This is a genomic window from Enterobacter sp. 01-M-03-SI-ECC (assembly GCF_047530215.1).
Lineage (GTDB): Bacteria > Pseudomonadota > Gammaproteobacteria > Enterobacterales > Enterobacteriaceae > Enterobacter > Enterobacter chengduensis.
This window is the reverse complement of record NZ_JBLKDA010000042.1, coordinates 14805-33196: the sequence shown is the minus strand read 5'-3', so window position 1 is coordinate 33196 and position 18392 is coordinate 14805. Positions and strand designations below refer to the sequence as shown.

The 18392-nt window shown below is 56.3% G+C and carries 19 protein-coding genes and 1 pseudogene; 10 read left to right on the top strand and 10 right to left on the bottom strand.

The genetic code is table 11. From position 1 onward, the window contains the following. Positions 1 to 183 precede the first annotated feature (183 nt). On the bottom strand, positions 184 to 765 hold the full coding sequence (locus tag ACMWKK_RS23620; RefSeq protein ID WP_112781459.1) for a TetR/AcrR family transcriptional regulator: 582 nt from the start codon (positions 763 to 765) through the stop codon (positions 184 to 186). Positions 766 to 868: 103 nt separating this feature from the next. Here ACMWKK_RS23620 and ACMWKK_RS23615 point away from each other — a divergent pair, with 103 nt between their 5' ends. Beyond that, positions 869 to 1336 (top strand): DUF1348 family protein, encoded by a 468-nt coding sequence (locus ACMWKK_RS23615; protein ID WP_045329003.1) that lies wholly within the window; start codon positions 869 to 871, stop codon positions 1334 to 1336. A 39-nt stretch (positions 1337 to 1375) separates the two neighbouring features. On the opposite strand, the gene ACMWKK_RS23610 is transcribed toward ACMWKK_RS23615, so the two are convergent. Further along, positions 1376 to 1915 (bottom strand): ester cyclase, encoded by a 540-nt coding sequence (locus tag ACMWKK_RS23610; RefSeq protein ID WP_112781460.1) that lies wholly within the window; start codon positions 1913 to 1915, stop codon positions 1376 to 1378. A 211-nt stretch (positions 1916 to 2126) separates the two neighbouring features. On the opposite strand from ACMWKK_RS23610, the gene ACMWKK_RS23605 reads away from it, so the two are divergent. From ACMWKK_RS23605 to ACMWKK_RS23580, 6 genes are all read left to right on the top strand, one after another. Continuing rightward, positions 2127 to 3038, top strand: coding sequence for a LysR family transcriptional regulator (locus ACMWKK_RS23605; protein WP_112781458.1), 912 nt, complete (start codon positions 2127 to 2129; stop codon positions 3036 to 3038). 133 nt (positions 3039 to 3171) lie between these two features. Beyond that, entirely contained in the window at positions 3172 to 3786 is a 615-nt protein-coding gene (locus ACMWKK_RS23600) for a TetR/AcrR family transcriptional regulator (protein ID WP_045329005.1), read from the top strand. A gap of 74 nt (positions 3787 to 3860) precedes the next feature. Next, on the top strand, positions 3861 to 4970 hold the full coding sequence (locus ACMWKK_RS23595; protein WP_112781457.1) for an efflux RND transporter periplasmic adaptor subunit: 1110 nt from the start codon (positions 3861 to 3863) through the stop codon (positions 4968 to 4970). Beyond that, positions 4967 to 8056 carry an efflux RND transporter permease subunit gene (locus ACMWKK_RS23590; RefSeq protein WP_112781456.1) on the top strand — a complete coding sequence of 1030 codons (3090 nt, stop codon included), beginning with the start codon at positions 4967 to 4969 and terminating at the stop codon, positions 8054 to 8056. The genes ACMWKK_RS23595 and ACMWKK_RS23590 overlap by 4 nt, the downstream gene beginning before the upstream one ends. A 34-nt stretch (positions 8057 to 8090) precedes the next feature. Further along, a complete protein-coding gene (locus ACMWKK_RS23585) occupies positions 8091 to 8684 on the top strand; it encodes a TetR/AcrR family transcriptional regulator (protein WP_045329008.1) in 594 nt (197 codons plus the stop codon). A gap of 73 nt (positions 8685 to 8757) precedes the next feature. Then, on the top strand, positions 8758 to 9363 hold the full coding sequence (locus ACMWKK_RS23580; protein ID WP_045329009.1) for an NAD(P)H-dependent oxidoreductase: 606 nt from the start codon (positions 8758 to 8760) through the stop codon (positions 9361 to 9363). Here the strand turns inward: ACMWKK_RS23580 and ACMWKK_RS23575 are convergent. From ACMWKK_RS23575 to ACMWKK_RS23565, 3 genes and pseudogenes are all read right to left on the bottom strand, one after another. Further along, positions 9353 to 9829, bottom strand: a complete 477-nt coding sequence (locus ACMWKK_RS23575) for a WbuC family cupin fold metalloprotein (protein ID WP_045329010.1) — start codon at positions 9827 to 9829, stop codon at positions 9353 to 9355. The two genes, ACMWKK_RS23580 and ACMWKK_RS23575, sit on opposite strands and share 11 nt — an antisense overlap. A 432-nt stretch (positions 9830 to 10261) precedes the next feature. Next, positions 10262 to 10811 (bottom strand): annotated as a pseudogene (locus ACMWKK_RS23570) (LysR family transcriptional regulator). 20 nt (positions 10812 to 10831) lie between these two features. Beyond that, positions 10832 to 11368: a MarR family winged helix-turn-helix transcriptional regulator gene (locus ACMWKK_RS23565; protein WP_112781454.1), complete on the bottom strand. Its 537-nt coding sequence runs from the start codon at positions 11366 to 11368 to the stop codon at positions 10832 to 10834. Between the two features lie 133 nt (positions 11369 to 11501). Here ACMWKK_RS23565 and ACMWKK_RS23560 point away from each other — a divergent pair, with 133 nt between their 5' ends. From ACMWKK_RS23560 to ACMWKK_RS23550, 3 genes are all read left to right on the top strand, one after another. Next, a complete protein-coding gene (locus ACMWKK_RS23560) occupies positions 11502 to 12659 on the top strand; it encodes an MFS transporter (protein ID WP_112781453.1) in 1158 nt (385 codons plus the stop codon). A 64-nt stretch (positions 12660 to 12723) separates the two neighbouring features. Further along, positions 12724 to 13161 carry a VOC family protein gene (locus ACMWKK_RS23555; RefSeq protein ID WP_112781452.1) on the top strand — a complete coding sequence of 146 codons (438 nt, stop codon included), beginning with the start codon at positions 12724 to 12726 and terminating at the stop codon, positions 13159 to 13161. A 245-nt stretch (positions 13162 to 13406) separates the two neighbouring features. Continuing rightward, complete coding sequence (locus ACMWKK_RS23550; RefSeq protein ID WP_112781451.1) at positions 13407 to 14345, top strand: omptin family outer membrane protease; 939 nt, start codon at positions 13407 to 13409, stop codon at positions 14343 to 14345. Positions 14346 to 14429: 84 nt separating this feature from the next. Here ACMWKK_RS23550 and ACMWKK_RS23545 read toward each other — a convergent pair whose 3' ends face one another. The 5 genes from ACMWKK_RS23545 to paaK all read right to left on the bottom strand — a co-directional run bounded on the left by ACMWKK_RS23545 (position 14430) and on the right by paaK (position 18384). Then, complete coding sequence (locus tag ACMWKK_RS23545; protein WP_112781450.1) at positions 14430 to 14741, bottom strand: cupin domain-containing protein; 312 nt, start codon at positions 14739 to 14741, stop codon at positions 14430 to 14432. Positions 14742 to 14860: 119 nt separating this feature from the next. Continuing rightward, positions 14861 to 15358 (bottom strand): glutathione peroxidase, encoded by a 498-nt coding sequence (locus tag ACMWKK_RS23540; protein WP_112781449.1) that lies wholly within the window; start codon positions 15356 to 15358, stop codon positions 14861 to 14863. Positions 15359 to 15400: 42 nt separating this feature from the next. Further along, the gene (paaY, locus tag ACMWKK_RS23535) at positions 15401 to 15997 is read right to left on the bottom strand and encodes a phenylacetic acid degradation protein PaaY (RefSeq protein WP_112781448.1); all 597 of its coding nucleotides are present in this window, start codon (positions 15995 to 15997) and stop codon (positions 15401 to 15403) included. Positions 15998 to 16006: 9 nt separating this feature from the next. Continuing rightward, entirely contained in the window at positions 16007 to 16942 is a 936-nt protein-coding gene (gene paaX, locus ACMWKK_RS23530) for a phenylacetic acid degradation operon negative regulatory protein PaaX (protein WP_112781447.1), read from the bottom strand. A 125-nt stretch (positions 16943 to 17067) separates the two neighbouring features. Continuing rightward, positions 17068 to 18384 carry a phenylacetate--CoA ligase PaaK gene (gene paaK, locus ACMWKK_RS23525; RefSeq protein WP_112781446.1) on the bottom strand — a complete coding sequence of 439 codons (1317 nt, stop codon included), beginning with the start codon at positions 18382 to 18384 and terminating at the stop codon, positions 17068 to 17070. Between the last annotated feature and the right edge of the window lie 8 nt (positions 18385 to 18392).

The following is an 18392-nucleotide window of genomic DNA, read 5'->3' as shown; positions in this document are numbered from 1 at the left end:
GCATAGGTCGGGTCTCAGTCCAGGGCATAGCGAGTCTCCTCTTCTATGCCAGTTATAACTGTTACCCATGTATCCGGTCTAAAGTGTTACCCATGTTTCCGGTTCATACCCTGCGCTTACCCGGCCTACGATTCTGAGACGTTTGGAGGCCCGTGCAGGCGCAGCGTCGATGGGCAAAACTCATTATTTGTGCGTTGTCAGCAATCTGATACCCGTTTTTAATGGGCTTATTACTGCATCTGTATCCATTCCCATTTGTGCATGGATAATGGCGCCGTCAACCAACAACATGATTTGATCAACGATCTGCTCATCAGCTATGCCCGTCAGCAGCGCAATGATTTTCCTGGTGTCGGATTTATGATCGCGGCATATCTCTTTTATTTCGCTTTCAATCTCTTCGGATTTGGCTTCTGCGCTGGCATTAATAAACGCGCAGCCGTGGAACTCTGGTGAAATAAACCATTCATTAAGCGTGGCAGATAACGCGTCAGACGATATCAGACCCGAATCCAGATTGCGGCGCAATGAGGCTTCAAACCAGCTCATCCATATTTCATGCCGATAGCGCAAATAGGCAAGGATAAGCTCGCTTTTACTCGGAAAGTGGCGATAAAACGTCACCTTGGTCACTTTCGCCTCTTTAATCAGCGTATCCACGCCCGTGGCTTTAAAGCCCGTGGAATAAAACAGATCGTGCGCCGTGGTTAATATTTTATCCCTGGCGCTGTTTATTTTCTCGTTGCTTGCGGGTGCTGTTTTCATTTTTTGGCAGCCTCAAAAAGGGTGTTGACAGCGTTATTTTTCAGGCATAGATTAGCGCAAGTAGACAGACCTGTCTACATAAAATCAAACAGAGGTAATCGCCATGAACACACGTCCTCCCTTACCGCCCTTCACCCGTGAAAGCGCCATCGAAAAAGTGAGACTGGCAGAAGATGGCTGGAACAGCCGCGACCCGGCCAACGTCGCGCTGGCCTACACGCTGGATACCCAATGGCGCAACCGCGCAGAGTTCGCGACCAACCGTGAACAGGCCCAGGCGTTTCTGGAGCGGAAATGGAAAAAAGAGCTGGACTATCGTCTGATTAAAGAGCTCTGGGCATTTACGGATAACCGGATCGCGGTGCGCTATGCCTATGAATGGCATGATGATTCCGGCAACTGGTTCCGCTCTTACGGCAACGAAAACTGGGAATTTGAGCCGGACGGGTTGATGAAGCGACGCTTTGCCTGCGTAAACGATATGCCGATAAAAGAATCCGAGCGCCTGTTCCACTGGCCGCTGGGCAGACGCCCGGACGATCACCCTTCGCTGAGCGATCTTGGCTTATAGGATTTGCGCATCACTCCGGGCCACCCCGGAGTGATGAATTTACAGGGCGCCCAGCTGTTTCATCAGCGTCAGGTTATCCTCAATATGCCAGTTCGCCACAATTTTACTGTCATTAATTTCATAGATATCCGTGGCGATAAAATCTATTTTCTGCCCCTGTCCTTTCAGCTTGCCAAATGTCCCGGTGAAAGTGCCGTGAAAATGTAAATGCGAAACCACACGATCGCCTGAAATAATCATTTGCTCAACGTCACAACGCAAATCAGGAACGGCTGTACGAAACGTCCGGGAAGCTAAAATAGCGCCCTCGGGACCTTGCCTACGACCTTCCGGAGGCGTTTTATCAATAAAGTTTACTGCCAGGGCATCACGTGCCAGGGACTCATTGCCCGTATTCCAGAACGAGGCATACTCTCTGGCAACGGCTTCATTCGCCTGTAATTGCGCGTGCGGCAGAGTTTTATCGACAATAAGCTGCTGCGGTTTCACCCACGCCTCCTGCGCAGAATAAGCGGTTGCCGACAGCCCCATAAAAATAAGCGGCATTAAGGCAAAACGAAAATAGGTCGAAGAGTTCATCATTTTTCTCTCAATCATTTATCAGAATAACGGCAAGGTGGGGTAATCGGTATACCCCGTGGCATTGCCCCCAAACAGCGTGGCGGGGTCGCGCACCTGGGCCAGAGGCAGCTGGTGGGGGAAATCCGGTTTGGATGAAATCACTTTACAGGCGGCATCTGGTTTTGATAATTACGCTAAAAGCAGATGCACTTTTCGGAAAAGATGAATAATGGGTAAACTCGAAGACATGGCGTTGCTGGTTGAAGTGGCCGAGGCTGGAGGTCTTTCCGCCGCCGGACGACGCCTGTCGCTTTCCCCTGCCACCATGACGGCCAGGCTAAAGGCGATGGAGGAGCGTTACCAGACGCGCCTGTTTCACCGCTCAACGCGATCCATTACGCTGACCCGCGCCGGGGAAGAGTTTTACCATGCCGCGCTGCGCGTGCTGGAAGAGGTGCATCACGCCGAGTCGCTATTAACGCAAAAAGAAGGCGTGCTCAGCGGCAACATTCGCCTTTCAGCGCCCTCGGACTTTGGCAGACAGTATCTCAGCCCCGCCGTCGTTGAATTTTCCCGCCGCCATCCTGAGGTTAAATTTTTCATCTCGCTAAGAGAACACGTTGAGGACCTGGTCGCTAACCGGCTGGATATGAGCGTGCGTTTCGGCAACCTGCCGGACAGCAGCCTTGTCGTCAGAAATATCCGCCCGAACCATCGGGTGCTGGTTGCCTCCGCGGAGTATCTTAACGAACGCGGTATCCCCTCCACGTTTGCAGATTTAGCCCGACACCGGTGCCTGGCGCTTGAGTCTCAGGGCGTGGTGATGAACGAATGGCGCTTTGAAAAAGAGGGAGAGGAAAGCGTCGTTCAGGTAGAGCCCGCCATGGTGTGCGACGACGGGGCATTGCTTCGTCAGTGGGCGCTCAGCGGCGCGGGCATCGCGGGGAAATCGTGGTGGGACGTAAAAGAGGACGTTGAGACCGGAAGGCTCACGGTGCTGTTTGCTGACAGCTTCACCGGCTTTAGCCGCTACGATCGCAAAGATGTCGGGCTGCAGTTTGTTTATCCGCAGCGCAAGCTGCAGCCGCTCCAGGTCACAGCGTTTAGCCAGTTTTTTCTCGACTGGCTTAAAAAACATTAACAAAAGAAACGGTGATACACTTACTCCACCTGGCAGATTGTCCCCTCCTCACGACGCGGGATAAATCAAACGTGACCAATGCACAATATGGTCACTCGTTGTCAACCCCGGCCCGTCACGCTAAGCTTAAATAATGACTAAAACTATGAATGCACCATCAATACGTGGTCCACTTGACCACTCTGTCAGAGAGCAAATCGTCGAAGCGGCTTTTGAGCACTTCGGTCACTACGGCTATGAAAAAACCACCGTCGCCGAGCTGGCTAAATCCATCGGTTTTTCAAAGTCCTACATTTATAAGTTTTTTGACTCCAAGCAGGCTATCGGCGAGGTGATCTGCGCTAACCGCCTGGAGTTGATTATGTCTGCGGTGCTGTCGGCCATCGAGGGTGCGCCCTCAGCAAGCGAAAAATTACGTCGTCTTTTCAAAGCGCTTACCGAGGCGGGAAGCGAGCTGTTTTTCCGCGACCGTAAGCTGTACGACATTGCCGCCGTCGCCGCCCGCGAGCAGTGGCCTTCAACAGAACGCTATGCTGAAAGCCTGATGAAGCTGATTGAGAGCATCATCATCGAAGGCAGGCAGGCCGGGGAGTTTGAAAGAAAAACCCCGCTGGACGAGGTCACTCAGGCTATCCACATGGTGATGTGTCCTTTTATCAATCCCAACCAGCTGCAGTACAACCTCGAAATGGCCCCCACCGCGGCGGTGCTCCTCTCCTCACTGATTTTGAGAAGCCTGGCCCCCTGAGTTGTGACCATTGACATTTTTGGTCACTAGTCAGAGAATGCGGATACCGTCCTGTTACGTCAAAAAGGTTTCCCATGCTCAGGCTTACTTCAGCCCGCGTTGCCGTTTGTCTTCTGCCGTTTGCCCTGGCGGCATGCGGCGATATTTCCGCGAGTGACGATCCGCGCACAAAGCCACCGCTGGTCCGCTCCGCCTCCGTCGCGCTCGCGAACACAACCGCCCGCACCTTCACGGGCGTGGTGGTCGCCAGAACGCAAAGCGATTTGGGTTTCAGAGTTCAGGGTAAAATCCTTGAACGACTGGTTGATACGGGACAGACCGTCAAACAGGGTCAGCCCTTACTGCGCCTCGATCCTGTTGACCTGAAGTTACAGGCGCAGGCACAGCAGCGCGCGGTGGATGCGGCCCAGGCGCGGGCGAGAAAAGCGACCAGCGACGAGGCGCGTTATCGCGGCCTTGTGGCGTCCGGCGCCGTGTCTGCCTCGGAGTATGATCAGATCAAAGCCGCGGCGGATACGGCCAGGGCCGATCTCAGCGCCGCCCGGGCGCAGTCCAGCGTGGCGCAAAATGCCACGGGCTATGCCGTACTGCTGGCGGATGCGGACGGCGTGGTGATGGAGACGCTCGCCGAACCGGGTCAGGTCGTCAGCGCCGGACAGGTCGTCATCAGGCTTGCCCGGGCGGGACAGCGTGAAGCGCTCGTGCAGCTTCCTGAAACGCTGCGCCCTGCCGTCGGCAGCGAAGCGCAGGCCACGCTGTATGGCAATGAAAAACACCCGGTCACCGCAACGCTGCGCCTGCTGTCCGACTCGGCGGATGCTGCAACCCGCACCTATGAAGCCCGCTACGTGCTGGATGGTCTGCTGGCGAACGCGCCGCTGGGGGCAACCGTCACGCTGAACATTCAGGACAATAAAGCGGAAGGCCAGGTCATGCAGGTTCCGCTGGCATCTCTTTATGATGCCGGAAAAGGTCCCGGCGTCTGGCGCATTTCCGCCCAGCCGGCCAGGGTCGCGTGGACGCCGGTCACGGTGCTGAGCGTGGGTGACGATGCGGTGCAGGTCACGGGCGGCGTGAAGCCCGGGGAGAAGATTGTGGCGTTAGGCGCACATCTGCTGCACGAGGGTGAGGTCGTCAGGCTTGCAGAACAACGCAATGCCGCCCCGGCGGAGAACGCGCCATGAGCGGAAACCGCTTCAACCTGTCAGCGCTGGCCGTTCGCGAACGTTCTATCACGCTGTTTCTGATTGTTCTGGTTACCATAGCCGGAATCTACGCCTTCTTCGGGCTCGGGCGCGCGGAAGATCCGCCCTTCACGGTAAAGCAGATGACGGTGATAACCGTCTGGCCGGGCGCGACCGCGCAGGAGATCCAGGATCAGGTCGCCGAACCGCTGGAAAAGCGCCTGCAGGAACTTAAGTGGTATGACCGTACCGAAACCTATACCCGTCCCGGCATGGCGTTTATCACGCTGTCATTGCAGGACAAAACTCCGCCTGGAGAGGTGCAGGAGGAGTTCTATCAGGCGCGTAAAAAGCTTGGAGATGAATCTCAACGCCTCCCGGCAGGCGTCATCGGCCCGATGATCAATGACGAATTCGCGGATGTCACCTTTGCCCTCTTTGCCCTGAAAGCGAAAGGCGAACCGCAGCGGCAGCTGGTACGCGATGCCGAAGGCCTGCGCCAGCAGCTTCTGCACGTTCCCGGCGTGAAGAAAGTGAACATTATCGGCGAGCAGGCCGAGCGGATTTATATCGCCTTCTCCCATGACCGCCTGGCGACGACAGGACTCTTGCCGCAGGATATTTTTAACGCCCTCAACAGCCAGAACGCGTTAACCGCGGCGGGCTCCATTGAGACGCGTGGCGCACAGATTTTTATCCGCATGGACGGCGCGTTCGATGAACTACAGAAAATCCGCGATACGCCTTTTGTCGCGCAGGGCAAAACAATCAGGCTGTCCGATGTGGCAACGGTGGAGCGCGGCTACGAAGATCCTCCGACGATGCTGATACGCAATCAGCATGAACCCGCCCTTTTGCTGGGCATCGTGATGCGCGAAGGCTGGAACGGCCTGGCGCTGGGGAAAGCGCTGGATGCGGAAGCGGCAAAAATTAATGATAGCCTGCCGCTTGGCATGTCCCTGACCAAAGTCACCGACCAGTCCGTGAACATCCGTTCGTCGGTCGATGAATTCATGATCAAATTCTTCGTTGCCCTGATGGTGGTCATGGTGGTCTGTTTTCTCAGCATGGGCTGGCGCGTTGGGGTGGTCGTTGCAGCGGCGGTACCGCTGACGCTGGCGGTCGTCTTCGTGGTGATGGAAGCCGCGGGAATTAACTTTGACCGCGTGACGCTGGGCTCCCTGATCCTCGCCCTCGGCCTGCTGGTTGACGATGCCATTATCGCCATCGAAATGATGGTGGTTAAAATGGAGGAAGGTTACGACAGAATTAAAGCCTCGGCCTTCGCCTGGAGCCATACCGCCGCGCCGATGCTGGCCGGTACGCTGGTGACGGCCATTGGCTTTATGCCGAATGGTTTTGCCCAGTCGACCGCCGGGGAGTACACCAGCAATATGTTCTGGATTGTCGGTCTCGCCCTCATTGCATCATGGTTTGTCGCGGTGGTGTTCACGCCGTATCTTGGGGTGAAGATCCTGCCGGCTATACCCAAAGTCGAAGGGGGTCATGCTGCCATCTACAACACGCCTCGCTATAACCGTTTTCGCCAGCTGCTTGCCCGCGTTATCGCCGGAAAATGGCGGGTGGCCGGGTCGGTGGTCGCCATTTTCATTCTGGCCGTGCTCGGCATGGGGCTGGTTAAAAAACAGTTCTTCCCGACCTCCGACCGCCCGGAAGTGCTGGTCGAGGTGCAGATGCCCTACGGCACCTCAATTGAGCAAACCAGCGCCGCCACGGCAAAACTAGAGGCGTGGCTGGGCCAGCAGCCTGAAGCCAAAATCGTCACGGCCTACATAGGTCAGGGTTCGCCCCGCTTTTATCTGGCGATGGCGCCTGAACTGCCCGACCCCTCTTTTGCGAAAATCGTGATCCTGACGGACAGCGAGACGTCACGCGAGGCGCTTAAGCGCCGGCTGAGAGAGGCCGTCGCCAACGGCCTTGCGCCCGAAGCGCGCGTGCGGGTGACGCAGCTGGTGTTTGGCCCTTATTCGCCCTTCCCGGTAGCCTGGCGCGTGACGGGGCCGGATGTCGAACAGGTGCACGACATCGCTGACAAGGTGAAAGCCATACTCCAGGCAAGTCCGATGATGAGAACCGTCAACACCGACTGGGGTTCACGCGTTCCCGTCCTGCATTTCACCCTCGATCAAAACCGCCTGCAGGCGACCGGCCTAACCTCCAGCGCCGTTGCCCAGCAGCTTCAGTTCCTGCTGTCAGGCGTGACCGTCACTTCCGTGCGGGAAGATATTCGCTCGGTAGACGTCGTTGCGCGCGCGGCGGGTGAGATCCGTCTTGACCCGGCCAAAATCGAGGGCTTTACCCTGGTCGGCAGTGCAGGACAGCGCGTGCCGCTTTCTCAGATTGGCAAGATTGAAGTCGGTATGGAAGATCCGATCCTGCGCCGTCGCGATCGCACCCCGACCATTACCGTGCGGGGCGATATCGCCGACAATCTTCAGCCACCGGACGTGTCGGTCGCCATCATGAAGCAGCTCCAGCCGATAGTTGATACGCTCCCGGCCGGGTACCGTATCGACATGGCGGGTTCGATTGAGGAGTCGGGCAAAGCCACGCAGGCAATGATTCCGCTGTTCCCGATCATGATTGCCCTGACGCTGCTGATCATCATTTTGCAGGTGCGCTCAATCTCGGCGATGGTGATGGTGTTCTTAACCGCGCCGCTGGGGCTGATTGGCGTGGTGCCGATGCTGTTGATTTTCAACCAGCCGTTTGGCATCAACGCGCTGGTCGGTTTGATCGCCCTTTCCGGCATTCTTATGCGCAACACGCTGATCCTGATCGGTCAAATCGCTCATAACCAGCGGGAGGGTCTCGATCCGTTTCAGGCGGTGGTGGAAGCGACGGTCCAGCGCGCACGCCCGGTGTTACTGACCGCCATGGCCGCCGTGCTGGCATTCATTCCGCTGACGCATTCGGTGTTCTGGGGCACGCTGGCCTATACGCTGATCGGCGGAACGCTGGGAGGAACGCTCATTACGCTTATTTTCCTGCCCGCAATGTATGCCATCTGGTTCCGGATCCGCCCTGCGGAACTGCGCGTGCAGCGCCCTGCAGAAAACGTGTAAACTACCATTAGTAAATAACAGAATTGAGGAAAGCATGGTTGTTAAGCGCTTAAGAAAAGAGGACCGCCGGGTGCAGCTGCTGGAGGTGGCGCGCGGAATCGTTCGTCAGCAAGGCACCGAGGCGCTGACGCTTGGCTATCTTGCCGAACGGGCTAACGTTACCAAGCCTATCCCCTACGATCACTTTGGCGATCGTGAGGGGTTACTGATGGCGCTGTACCAGGACTATAGCGATCGCCAGCTGGCGAAATTCCGCGAGACGCTGGCGGTGGACAGCAAAACGCTGGAGAAGACGATCCGCTTTATCAGCGCCGCCTATATCGACTGCGTGATTACCGCCGGGCCGGAAACCGGGCCGATTGCGGCGGCGCTGTCCGGTTCCCATGCGCTGCAGACGTTTCGTGAGGCATGCGTGGCCGAATGTGCCGACTGCCTGCGCACCGCGCTTTCTCCCTTCGTCGTGCTGAAAGGCGTTCAGGGAGAAGCGGTGCTGACGGCCATCATTGGTGCGGCGGACGCCCTCAGTACCGCCGCGGGTAACGGCGTGCTCGCCCGGAATGTGGCGGAAGATACGCTCAGCGGCGCCATGATTGGCGTGCTGGAGACCTACGTAAATAGCACAAAATGATCGGCAGGGGCGGATTGACAGCTAAGTTACCAATAGTAATATAGGTGTCAATTCCCATCCCTTCGAGGTCGCTATGTCTGCTACAAATACCATTAATAACGCACTGATCGTGACGGCTCACCCTGTCGACAATTCATTATCCCATTCGCTGGCCGCACGCATTGCCGGGAAGCTGCGTGAACAGGGTACGCAGGTGGAGATAGCCAATCTGCATGCTGAAGGGTTTAATCCGGCCATGTCCCGCGCCGATCTTGATTTGTATCACGGCGATCCGAGCGCCCTTCCCGACGATATTCTGCGCGAGCAGCAGCGCGTCGAGCGGGCGGATATGCTGGTGTTTGTCTTCCCCATTTACTGGTGGTCGGTCCCCGCGCTGCTGAAAGGCTGGTTCGATCGCGTGTTAACCCTGAACTGGGCGTATAAGGTGGCCGACGACGGCCGAATTGTGGGCAACTTACGTGACGTTCCCGTCCGCCTGATTGCCACCGCCGGAACCGATACCGGCGGATTCGACAAACACGGCTATTCAACGGCGATTCAGACGCAGATTATTGAAGGGGTATTTGGCTTCTGCGGGCTGAAGAATGTTAAGCTCGACATTCTTTTCCAGGCAGACACGACGACGTCTGCCCAGGTAGAGGATTTCCTGCAGGAGCTTGAGAGCTCAATCAGAGGGTAAAACCACCGTCACCCACTTGCGCCCGGGCGTACCATTTCATCAGCTCCGCGGTGCCGGGCGCGTTTTCAGCCGGTGACCACGGGGCGGTGTCCTGCTCAGCCACGGGCTGGTAGCCGCCGTGTTTGACCTCAAAAATGACGCCGCCTTTATCCAGCGACAGCACGGCATGCCAGGTGCCTGCGTCCATCTCCAGCACCTTGCACTCTTCACCCAACACCACGCGCCGGGTCACGGTACCGCGCTCATCAAAATTCAGCACCAGAAAGCGGCCGCTCAGCGCGGTCAGCAGTTCAAACGTGTGCGGGTGGCGATGGGGACGAACGTAGGTGCCGGGCTCCATCGCGATGGCCAGGCGCTGCACCGGGTCGCTCAGCTCAGGATGTAAATTGCGATGCGCGCGTAAGCGAGGAGAATTTGCGGCCTGCTCGCTCTGTTGCTGCAGGTCACTGAACGTAATTTGTTTCATATACACCTTTATGAATGAGGTCAGCAGACGGCAACCCAGTTGCCGCAGAACGTTATACCATTCAGGACGTCCAATGAGCTATGGCATTTGTGAAACAAAACGCGAGCGTGAGGATGTGCGTGATTGCACTCCAAAGCGCAACATTGAGTAAAACTCACTTTGATTCCCACTATTTATCGTTTTTCAAAAGAGCCCCTCGGAAATACCATCCATTCATCCCTGGGAAAGAAAAAATAAATAATACCAAGCCTGTATGGAGCAACTATGACACTCGATGTTTTATTCCCTGTAATGAATATTATCTCGCCTCATAAATTTAGCGCCCATGCAAATGTGCATGAGTTGATAGCGTTACTTTCAACAGAGAAGGAAATATACCCTACGCATAAAATCATTCATCATGCTGGATATTCCGTCCGGAATATCCAGCATTTATATTTTTAAAATATGTGTCCTATCTTTATCGAGACAAACAATATCCAGAGAGGGAAAAACCGGCGTATGGAGATCAAGCCAGGCCATCAGGCGTTCGATATTCTCTCTTCTGAGCGAATTTTTCGGCCAGACAAAATAGTAGCCATCCCCGGTTGCGATAGCTTCCCTGAAAGGCAGTGCGAGAAGCCCACGCTCAAGCGCTTCAAGCGTAAGACGAAGATCGGCCATAGCAACACCTTGTCCGTTCATGGCGGCACGGCTTCCCTGTTCCAGGGTCTGGGGGCTTTGAGGCGCAGAAGGTGATTTTCACTTTTGAATGCGCGACAGGCCCACTCAATGCTGGTGAAACTTTCGCTCAAATGTCCGGCCAGAACGCGCCCGGCATCGCTGATCTCGACTCTCGGCCCCTGACGCTTAAAGAGCTCGCAGTCGAACCACATTTCAAGCGTCCGGACATGCCTGCTGACCGCGCCAGGCGTAATATTAAGTGCTTCAGCCGCGCGGCAACTTCAAAAGCGCGTAGCGCGTACAGTGGCGGTAAAGACATACATTTCCTTTCGGTGAGGGTTAATCATGCACTTTATTATCGACACGCTTTAGCGGGTTACCCGGTTCCTCGGACGGGAACGTGAGCAGCATTTCCCTCAGCAGAGACTCAAGCTGCGCGCGCTGCGCGTCAGATAAGTTTCTCAGCAGCGCATTTTGCGTTTCCGTATGCACGAACAGCGCCCGTTCAATACGTTCCAGGCCCTGCGGCGTCAGGCTCACGAGCGTGCTGCGCTTGTCATCCGGGTCGGCAATTCGCCTGATAAGCCCCTGCTGTTCAAGATGGTTGACCCGGTTCGTCATCGCCCCTGAGGTAATCAGCAGCGATTTATACAGCTGCGTGGGAGAAAGGCAGTACGGCTCCCCGGCGCGACGCAGGGTGGCGAGCACGTCAAACTCGCCCTCGCGAAAGCCAAACTGCGCCATGACCTGCGCATGCGTTTTTCCCAGATGCTTCATCAGCCTGAGCAGTCGGCCAAAAATTTTCATCGACGAGGCGTCAAGCTCCGGCATGGCGCTGCGCCACTGGTCGACGACGAAGTCTACATGGTCTTTCATTTTCCTCCCGAGAGGCGTGGGTATTTATCCTGTTGTGCGGTACATCTTACGCAAAAACACACTTTATCTTAACGTTAAGATAAATGCTCGTGACGATTTGCCCGGGCCCTTCACAACCTAAAAGGATTTCATCTTGAAACGCACGCCACCTGTACTCTTCGCCATTATCGCGTTTATCGTCGGGCTGAACCTGCGCCCTATTCTGGCTTCTGTCGGACCGTTGTTTCCCGTGCTGCAGCGCGAGGCGGGGCTAACGGCTACGCAGTTTAGCCTGCTGACCACCCTGCCCGTGGCGATGATGGGACTGGCCGCCCTGTGTGGCCCCCGGCTTTTAGCCGGAGTCGGTGCCATCCGCGGCATTATGCTCGGGCTCTTCATCCTGCTTGTGGCCTGTTTCCTGCGCGGCTTTAGCGCCTCACCGGAGAGCCTTATGGGCACCGCGTTGCTGGGCGGAGCCAGCATAGGCATGATCCAGGCGTTAATGCCCGCCCTGATAAAAAAGGAGTATACGCAAACGGCCAGCACGATAATGTCGCTATTCAGCACGGGCATTATGGCCGGGGCAGCAGTTGCCGCCGCGAGCGCCGAGCCGTTGTTTTCATGGCTCACGCTGAAGCCCGCGCTGGCAGCGGCTGGGCTGTTAGCGCTGCTGGCGCTGATACTGTGGTTAACCCTGGTCAAGCATCCACAAGAAGAACAAGCCGCACGCGAAACCGTGACGCTCTCTTCCTCCCGCACCGGGCTGCTGTTGCTCTTTTTCGGCGTAGGAACAGGAGCCTACACGCTGGTACTGGCCTGGCTGCCCCCGCTCTATATTCAGGCAGGCTGGTCTGCTCGCAGCAGCGGCTACATGCTGGCCTGGCTGACGTTAACCGAGGTTGCCGCCGGGTTTGCCGTCTCCGCGCTGATCGGTAAATTTCCCGACCGTCGAGTGCCGCTGCTCGCTGTGCTTTCGCTGCTGCTGGCAGGATTACTGTGTCTGGTCTTTTCGCCGGGCACGACGCCGATATTGTCCACGCTGCTCCTCGGCATCGGGATTGGCACCCTCTTTCCGCTGTCGCTTATCGTCACGTTCGATCACGCCCGCACGCCCGCTGAGGCCGGGAAACTTCTCGCCAGAGTACAGGGAGGTGGCTATACGATTGCCGCGCTGATGCCGCTAATTGCGGGGATCGTTCGTGACAGTTCGCTTTCATTAACCAGCGCATGGCTGGTGATGAGCGCGGGCGTGGTGGTGCTGATGGTCATCGCGCTGAGATTTAAACCCGTCGAGAACGTGCACGTGCGGTGAAAGCGGTACCTAATTTGAGAATCTAACTATACTTCTGAAGCTTCAGCCAGTTAAGGAGGGGGATTTGTCGCAGTCGTTACCGGGAATTGATGTCTTGTTTGTCGCCGGGTTCGGGCCCATTTCGCGGGATACGGAGTCCAGCACCGCGTTTTATGTCCAGACGCTCGGCCTTCCGCTGAAGCCGATGGAGGGCAATACCGATTACCTGCTCGTTGAAGAGGGCCAGCTAGAAGGCGTTAAGCATTTTGCCGTCTGGCCACTCTCTCAGGCGGCAGCCTCCTGTTTTGGCGAAACGCAATGGCCTGCTGAGCACTCGATACCGCAGGGATGGATTGAATATGAGGTACATGACCTGGATTCAGCTACCCGCATTCTGCGTGAAAAAGGCTATCACCTGCTGGTGGCCAACCGGACCGAACCGTGGGGCCAAACCGTTACCCGCCTGCTCAGCCCGGAGGGCCTGTTGACCGGACTGACGATCACGCCATGGCTACGGGGATAAAAGGAAGTTGTCTGCAGTGTGTTTCCACGGTGAATAACGGCGATTTATCCACAGCTGACCGTATTTGATATCGAGTCAGTAATCATTTAAATATTCAATATGGCCTCCCTCAGGTGGCCCAAAGTTAAATATCAACCCTTATGTTAAATTATCAAAAATTACCAAATCTGGCAGTTGATACCTATTTTTATGAATTTTAAAATTCTCCTGCAACGCATTTATTAATTTGTTTTAGGGAAATAAAAATGACAAGAAATATTGTTGCGGGAATGATGATGGCCGCGTTTTCAGGGGCAGTATATGCAGGACCAGCACAGGTCTTACCGGATTTTTCACCGGAAAGTTTATCGGTTTCAGCCTCTGCCGGGATGCTGAGCGGAAAATCCCACGAAATGGTTTACGACGAAGTCACAGGAAGAAAAATTAGCCAGCTGGACTGGAAAATAAAAAATGTCGCTATTCTCAAAGGCGATATTTCCTGGGATGCGTACTCATTTTTGACCCTGAACGCCCGCGGCTGGACGTCCCTTGCATCAGGCTCAGGTCAAATGGATGACTATGACTGGATGGATGAGAAACAGTCCTCCTGGACAGACCATTCAAGCCATCCTGCGACGAACGTTAATTATGCCAATGAATACGATCTCAACGTAAAAGGCTGGATCTTCCAGAGCGATAACTACAAAGCGGGTGTCACCGCAGGTTATCAGGAAACCCGCTTTAGCTGGACGGCAACCGGCGGCTCTTACAATTATGAGAACGGTGCCTACCAGGGCAGCTTCCCGGCGGGCGAACGCGGTATTGGTTACAGTCAGCGTTTCTCCATGCCGTATATAGGCCTTGCAGGACAGTACCGTTTTAATGATTTTGAGTTTAATGCCCTGTTTAAATTCAGTGACTGGGTTCGTGCGCATGATAACGACGAGCACTACATGCGCGATCTCACCTTCCGCGAGAAAGTATCGGATTCCCGCTATTATGGCGCATCCGTGGATGCCGGATATTATGTGACGCCGCACGCCAGGGTTTTTGCTGAATTTACCTATAGCAGTTACGAAGAAGGTAAAGGCGGAACGCAGATTATTGATACCCGTACCGGGCAGTCCGGCTCTATTGACGGGGATGCTGCGGGTATCTCTAACCACAACTATACCGTTACAGCGGGTTTGCAATATCGCTTCTGATTCAGGGGAAGCCCCGCCCTCAACGTTCTAACCGTGTTTTGCCGGGTGGCGCTGCGCTTACCCGGCCTACATTTCGCAACGATATCAATTTGCAGGTTCGGGTAGATCAATAATAACCAGAGTGCCAACGCTACCGGTTTCCACCGTATGGGGAACGCCCGCTTTGGCGATATAAAGCTCGCCCGCGCTTACAGAAATATTTTTACCGTTAACACTCAGTTCCAGGCGTCCGTCAATGACCAGTAACCCCTCGTCATACTCATGCACCTCTTCAGCGACCGATCGCTCATCCATTCGTAAAATTTTGAGATTTGCCTCCCCAATGTTGCCTAATACGCGGGAGCGCCAGGCCTCATTTAATGTATTTGCTTCAGTCTTTAGATCGTAAAGCGACATAAGGTTGTTCCCTTTCACACTCGGAGGGTGCATTTATGCCATATAAAATCTCTTTCGCTATATAACAAATAGGGGAAAACAAGTCGAAAAAAAGACTAAAGAAAGACCCTCTGGTCTGCTTAAAACGAAGAGGCTTTGCTTTCCAGTGCCGTACGAATCGCCGCGTCCATTTTCTCGGGCCTGGTCATCGGTGCAAAACGCTTTAGGGGTTTACCGTCGCGGCCAATCAGGAACTTGGTAAAATTCCACTTAATCCGACCGCCCAGCACGCCGGGCAATGCGTTTTTCAGATAATGAAACAGCGGATGCGCTGCCGCGCCGTTTACCTCTACTTTCTCGAACATCGGGAAACTGACGCCGTAGTTAACGTAACAGGTCTTTGAGATGTCATCGGCACCGCCGGGTTCCTGTTTGCCAAACTGATTGCAGGGGAAGCCCAGCACCACCAATCCTTGCGCGGCATATTTTTTGTACAGCGCCTCAAGACCCGCATACTGGGGCGTAAAGCCGCACTGGCTGGCCGTATTCACGACCAAAACCACCTTACCCGCATAGTCGGCCATTGAGATCGGGCGGCCATCAAGGCGGGTGGCTGTAAATTGGTAAAAGCGCGTCATCTATGGGGTCCCTGTTCTGCTAAATCGAAAAGCGAATGCTCTCTACACCGCCGACTTCGGTCGTAAATTTTCATCAAACGTCAGCCGCTTGCGGTCAGGCTCAGCCTCGCGCAGCGGCTCGACCTGATGCATGGTCAGCTTACAGCGCTCCACCAGCACCTGATACTCCCGCGTGCCCTGCTGCTTCCAGACCCGCTCCTGTTCGCTCAGCTCGCGGATCGCTTTGGCCGGGCTGCCGATGATCAAATGGTTGGCGGGCATCTCCGCTTTCGCCTTCACGAACGCCGCCGCGCCGACGATGCTGTTTTCACCAATCACCGCGCCGTCCATCACCACCGCGTTCATGCCCACCAGCGCGTTGCGGCGGATAATGCAGCCGTGGAGAATGGCGCTGTGGCCGATGTGCCCGTCCTCTTCCACCACCGTATCCTGCTCCGGGAACCCGTGCATGACGCAGTTATCCTGAATGTTGGCGCCGTCTTTCACCACAATGCGGCCAAAATCGCCGCGCAGGCTGGCGTTAGGGCCGACATAAACGCCTTTGCCCAGAATCACGTCGCCAATCAGCACCGCCGTTGGGTGAACGTAGCTCTCGTCCGGCACCACCGGCGTCAGGCCGTCAATTTGATAAACTGGCATCTTCCCTCCTTATGCGCTCGTAAGACCGCCAAAGCGTTGATAGTAGAGCGTGCCGGGCACGGGTAGTTCACCCACGGAGGTTTCGCCCTTCTCGCTGACGAACGCCAGCGCCCCCGGCGCGACACGCTGATAGATATTAATGCAAAGCTGTCGGGCGCTTTGTCCCGCCCAGTGCGCGGGCAGCAATTCTTCCGGCAGCAGCGGATCCTTCAGCACCACGCGACGATAAAAGTGAATCAGCAGCAGCTGGATCTGGAAGCAGCGTTCCGGCGTCATCTCTTCGGGCGCGGCCTCTTTCAGCAGCGGCAGCAGCGCCCGGAACGAATTGATAAACGACTCGTACATCGCGTTTTGCTCGGTCAGCTGCCAGCACTCTTCCACCCTTGAGCGCAGCGCGGCGCGGGAGAGCGCCAGCGGCGAGTGGGCTTCAAAAAAAATCACGTTTTCCGCCACGCCCGCATCATGCAGTAGCGATTGTACATCTGCCAGATGCTGCGACGGCGAGGCCATCAGGCTCGGCGCCAGCGTGCCAAACCCCTGCCAGATCAGCTGCTTTTTGACGTCGGCAAGGGTGGTTTTGTCCAGCCCCTCGGAGAGCAGCAGCAGCCATTTGCCGTCCCAGGCGGGCAGTTCGGCGCGGTAGATCTTATTCTCCGCGCGACGGGTCAGGCGCAGCCCTTTGTCGCTCAGGCGGTAAAAGCTGCGGCGCCCGATGCGCGAGACGTCCAGCCAGCCCTCTTTGTTGAGGCGAAACAGCGCGGTGCGCACGAAGCGCTCGCCAAACCCCATGCCTTCCAGCAGGGCGGCGAGGCTGCCGAGCCAGATCTCACCGCCGCGATGGGAAAGCGCGTCACCGTACAGCGAGGAGATAAGCGACGTACCGCTAACGGGAACCGAGCTGACCGCGTGCTGGATAAAGGCGTCGAGTTTATTCATGTGATTCATTCTGTTGTGTTTTTTGGTCTGGATGAATCATAGCATATTCCCCTCACCCTGACCCTCTCCCCAAAGGGGAGAGGGGAAAAGGCCACACCGAGCAGTCCCTTCGCCCTTTGTGAGAGGTAGTTGATTTAACCGTTAGCCGCAACTTTACGCAAATCAAACACACGGCAGGCTTTGCCCTCCGAGCGCGGGATGCTGCCGCAGTTGACAATCATCACGTCGGTGGAAATCCCGACCATCGACTTAATGCGGTGGCGCAGCTGGTGGCATACCTGACAACGCTGCTCGTGCGTCAGCGTCAGGCTGCTCTCTTTCAGCTCCACCTTCACGGAAAGCGAATCAAGATGTCCGCGGCGGTTCACCTCCAGCTGGTAGTGCGGAGAAAGGTGTTCAAACTTCACAATCTCCTCTTCCAGCTGCGACGGGAAGACGTTAACGCCGCGGATGATCAGCATATCGTCGCTGCGGCCGCTGATGCGGTCCATGCGGCGCATGGTGCGGGCGGTGCCGGGCAGGAGACGCGTCAGGTCGCGGGTGCGGTAGCGGATCACCGGCAGCGCCTCTTTGGTCAGCGTGGTGAACAGCAGTTCACCCTGCTCGCCGTCGTTCAGCGGCGTGCCGTCATTCGGGTTGACGATCTCCGGGTAGAAGTGGTCTTCCCAGATGGTCGGGCCGTCGGCGGTTTCAATACACTCCATCGCCACGCCCGGTCCCATCACCTCGGAGAGGCCATAAATGTCCAGCGCCGTAATGCCTAAGCGCTTTTCAATTTCGCGGCGCATGGCCTGCGTCCACGGCTCGGCGCCGAATACGCCCACGCGCAGGGAGCAGGTGCTGGCATCGCCGCCCATCTGACGCTCCAGCTCCTCAATCAGGTTGAGGCAGTAAGAGGGCGTCACCATGATCATGTCCGGCTGAAAATCACGGATCAGCTGCGCCTGTTTCTCGGTCTGGCCGCCGGACATCGGGATCACCGTCGCGCCTAAGCGCTCGGCGCCGTAGTGCGCCCCCAGCCCGCCGGTAAACAGGCCGTAGCCATACGCCACGTGAATTTTATCCTTCGCGCTGCCGCCCGCGGCGCGCAGGGAGCGGGCCACCAGGTTGGCCCAGTTGTCGATGTCGCCCTGCGTGTAGCCGACAACCGTCGGTTTGCCGGTGGTGCCGGAGGACGCGTGAATCCGCACCACCTGCTCCATCGGCACGGCGAAGGTATCGAACGGATAGTTATCCCGCAGGTCCTGCTTGGTGGTGCACGGGAACTTACGGATATCCGCCAGCTCGTTGAAATCGTCAGGATGAACGCCCGCGGCGTCGAACTTGCGTTTGTACATCGGCACGTTGCTGTAGGCGTGATGCAGCGTCCATTTCAGACGCTCAGTTTGCAGCGCCTGCAATTCGTCAAGAGAGGCCGTTTCAATCGGATCAAGCTTTGTTGTATTTGTCATTGTAGGGT

Bases quoted from the DNA above. Each gene is read 5' to 3' on its own strand.
- ACMWKK_RS23620 (WP_112781459.1), bottom strand. From the start codon at position 765: ATGAAAACAGCACCCGCAAGCAACGAGAAAATAAACAGCGCCAGGGAT.
- ACMWKK_RS23615 (WP_045329003.1), top strand. From the start codon at position 869: ATGAACACACGTCCTCCCTTACCGCCCTTCACCCGTGAAAGCGCCATC.
- ACMWKK_RS23610 (WP_112781460.1), bottom strand. From the start codon at position 1,915: ATGAACTCTTCGACCTATTTTCGTTTTGCCTTAATGCCGCTTATTTTT.
- ACMWKK_RS23605 (WP_112781458.1), top strand. From the start codon at position 2,127: ATGGGTAAACTCGAAGACATGGCGTTGCTGGTTGAAGTGGCCGAGGCT.
- ACMWKK_RS23600 (WP_045329005.1), top strand. From the start codon at position 3,172: ATGACTAAAACTATGAATGCACCATCAATACGTGGTCCACTTGACCAC.
- ACMWKK_RS23595 (WP_112781457.1), top strand. From the start codon at position 3,861: ATGCTCAGGCTTACTTCAGCCCGCGTTGCCGTTTGTCTTCTGCCGTTT.
- ACMWKK_RS23590 (WP_112781456.1), top strand. From the start codon at position 4,967: ATGAGCGGAAACCGCTTCAACCTGTCAGCGCTGGCCGTTCGCGAACGT.
- ACMWKK_RS23585 (WP_045329008.1), top strand. From the start codon at position 8,091: ATGGTTGTTAAGCGCTTAAGAAAAGAGGACCGCCGGGTGCAGCTGCTG.
- ACMWKK_RS23580 (WP_045329009.1), top strand. From the start codon at position 8,758: ATGTCTGCTACAAATACCATTAATAACGCACTGATCGTGACGGCTCAC.
- ACMWKK_RS23575 (WP_045329010.1), bottom strand. From the start codon at position 9,829: ATGAAACAAATTACGTTCAGTGACCTGCAGCAACAGAGCGAGCAGGCC.
- ACMWKK_RS23565 (WP_112781454.1), bottom strand. From the start codon at position 11,368: ATGAAAGACCATGTAGACTTCGTCGTCGACCAGTGGCGCAGCGCCATG.
- ACMWKK_RS23550 (WP_112781451.1), top strand. From the start codon at position 13,407: ATGACAAGAAATATTGTTGCGGGAATGATGATGGCCGCGTTTTCAGGG.
- ACMWKK_RS23545 (WP_112781450.1), bottom strand. From the start codon at position 14,741: ATGTCGCTTTACGATCTAAAGACTGAAGCAAATACATTAAATGAGGCC.
- ACMWKK_RS23540 (WP_112781449.1), bottom strand. From the start codon at position 15,358: ATGACGCGCTTTTACCAATTTACAGCCACCCGCCTTGATGGCCGCCCG.
- paaY (WP_112781448.1), bottom strand. From the start codon at position 15,997: ATGCCAGTTTATCAAATTGACGGCCTGACGCCGGTGGTGCCGGACGAG.
- paaX (WP_112781447.1), bottom strand. From the start codon at position 16,942: ATGAATCACATGAATAAACTCGACGCCTTTATCCAGCACGCGGTCAGC.
- paaK (WP_112781446.1), bottom strand. From the start codon at position 18,384: ATGACAAATACAACAAAGCTTGATCCGATTGAAACGGCCTCTCTTGAC.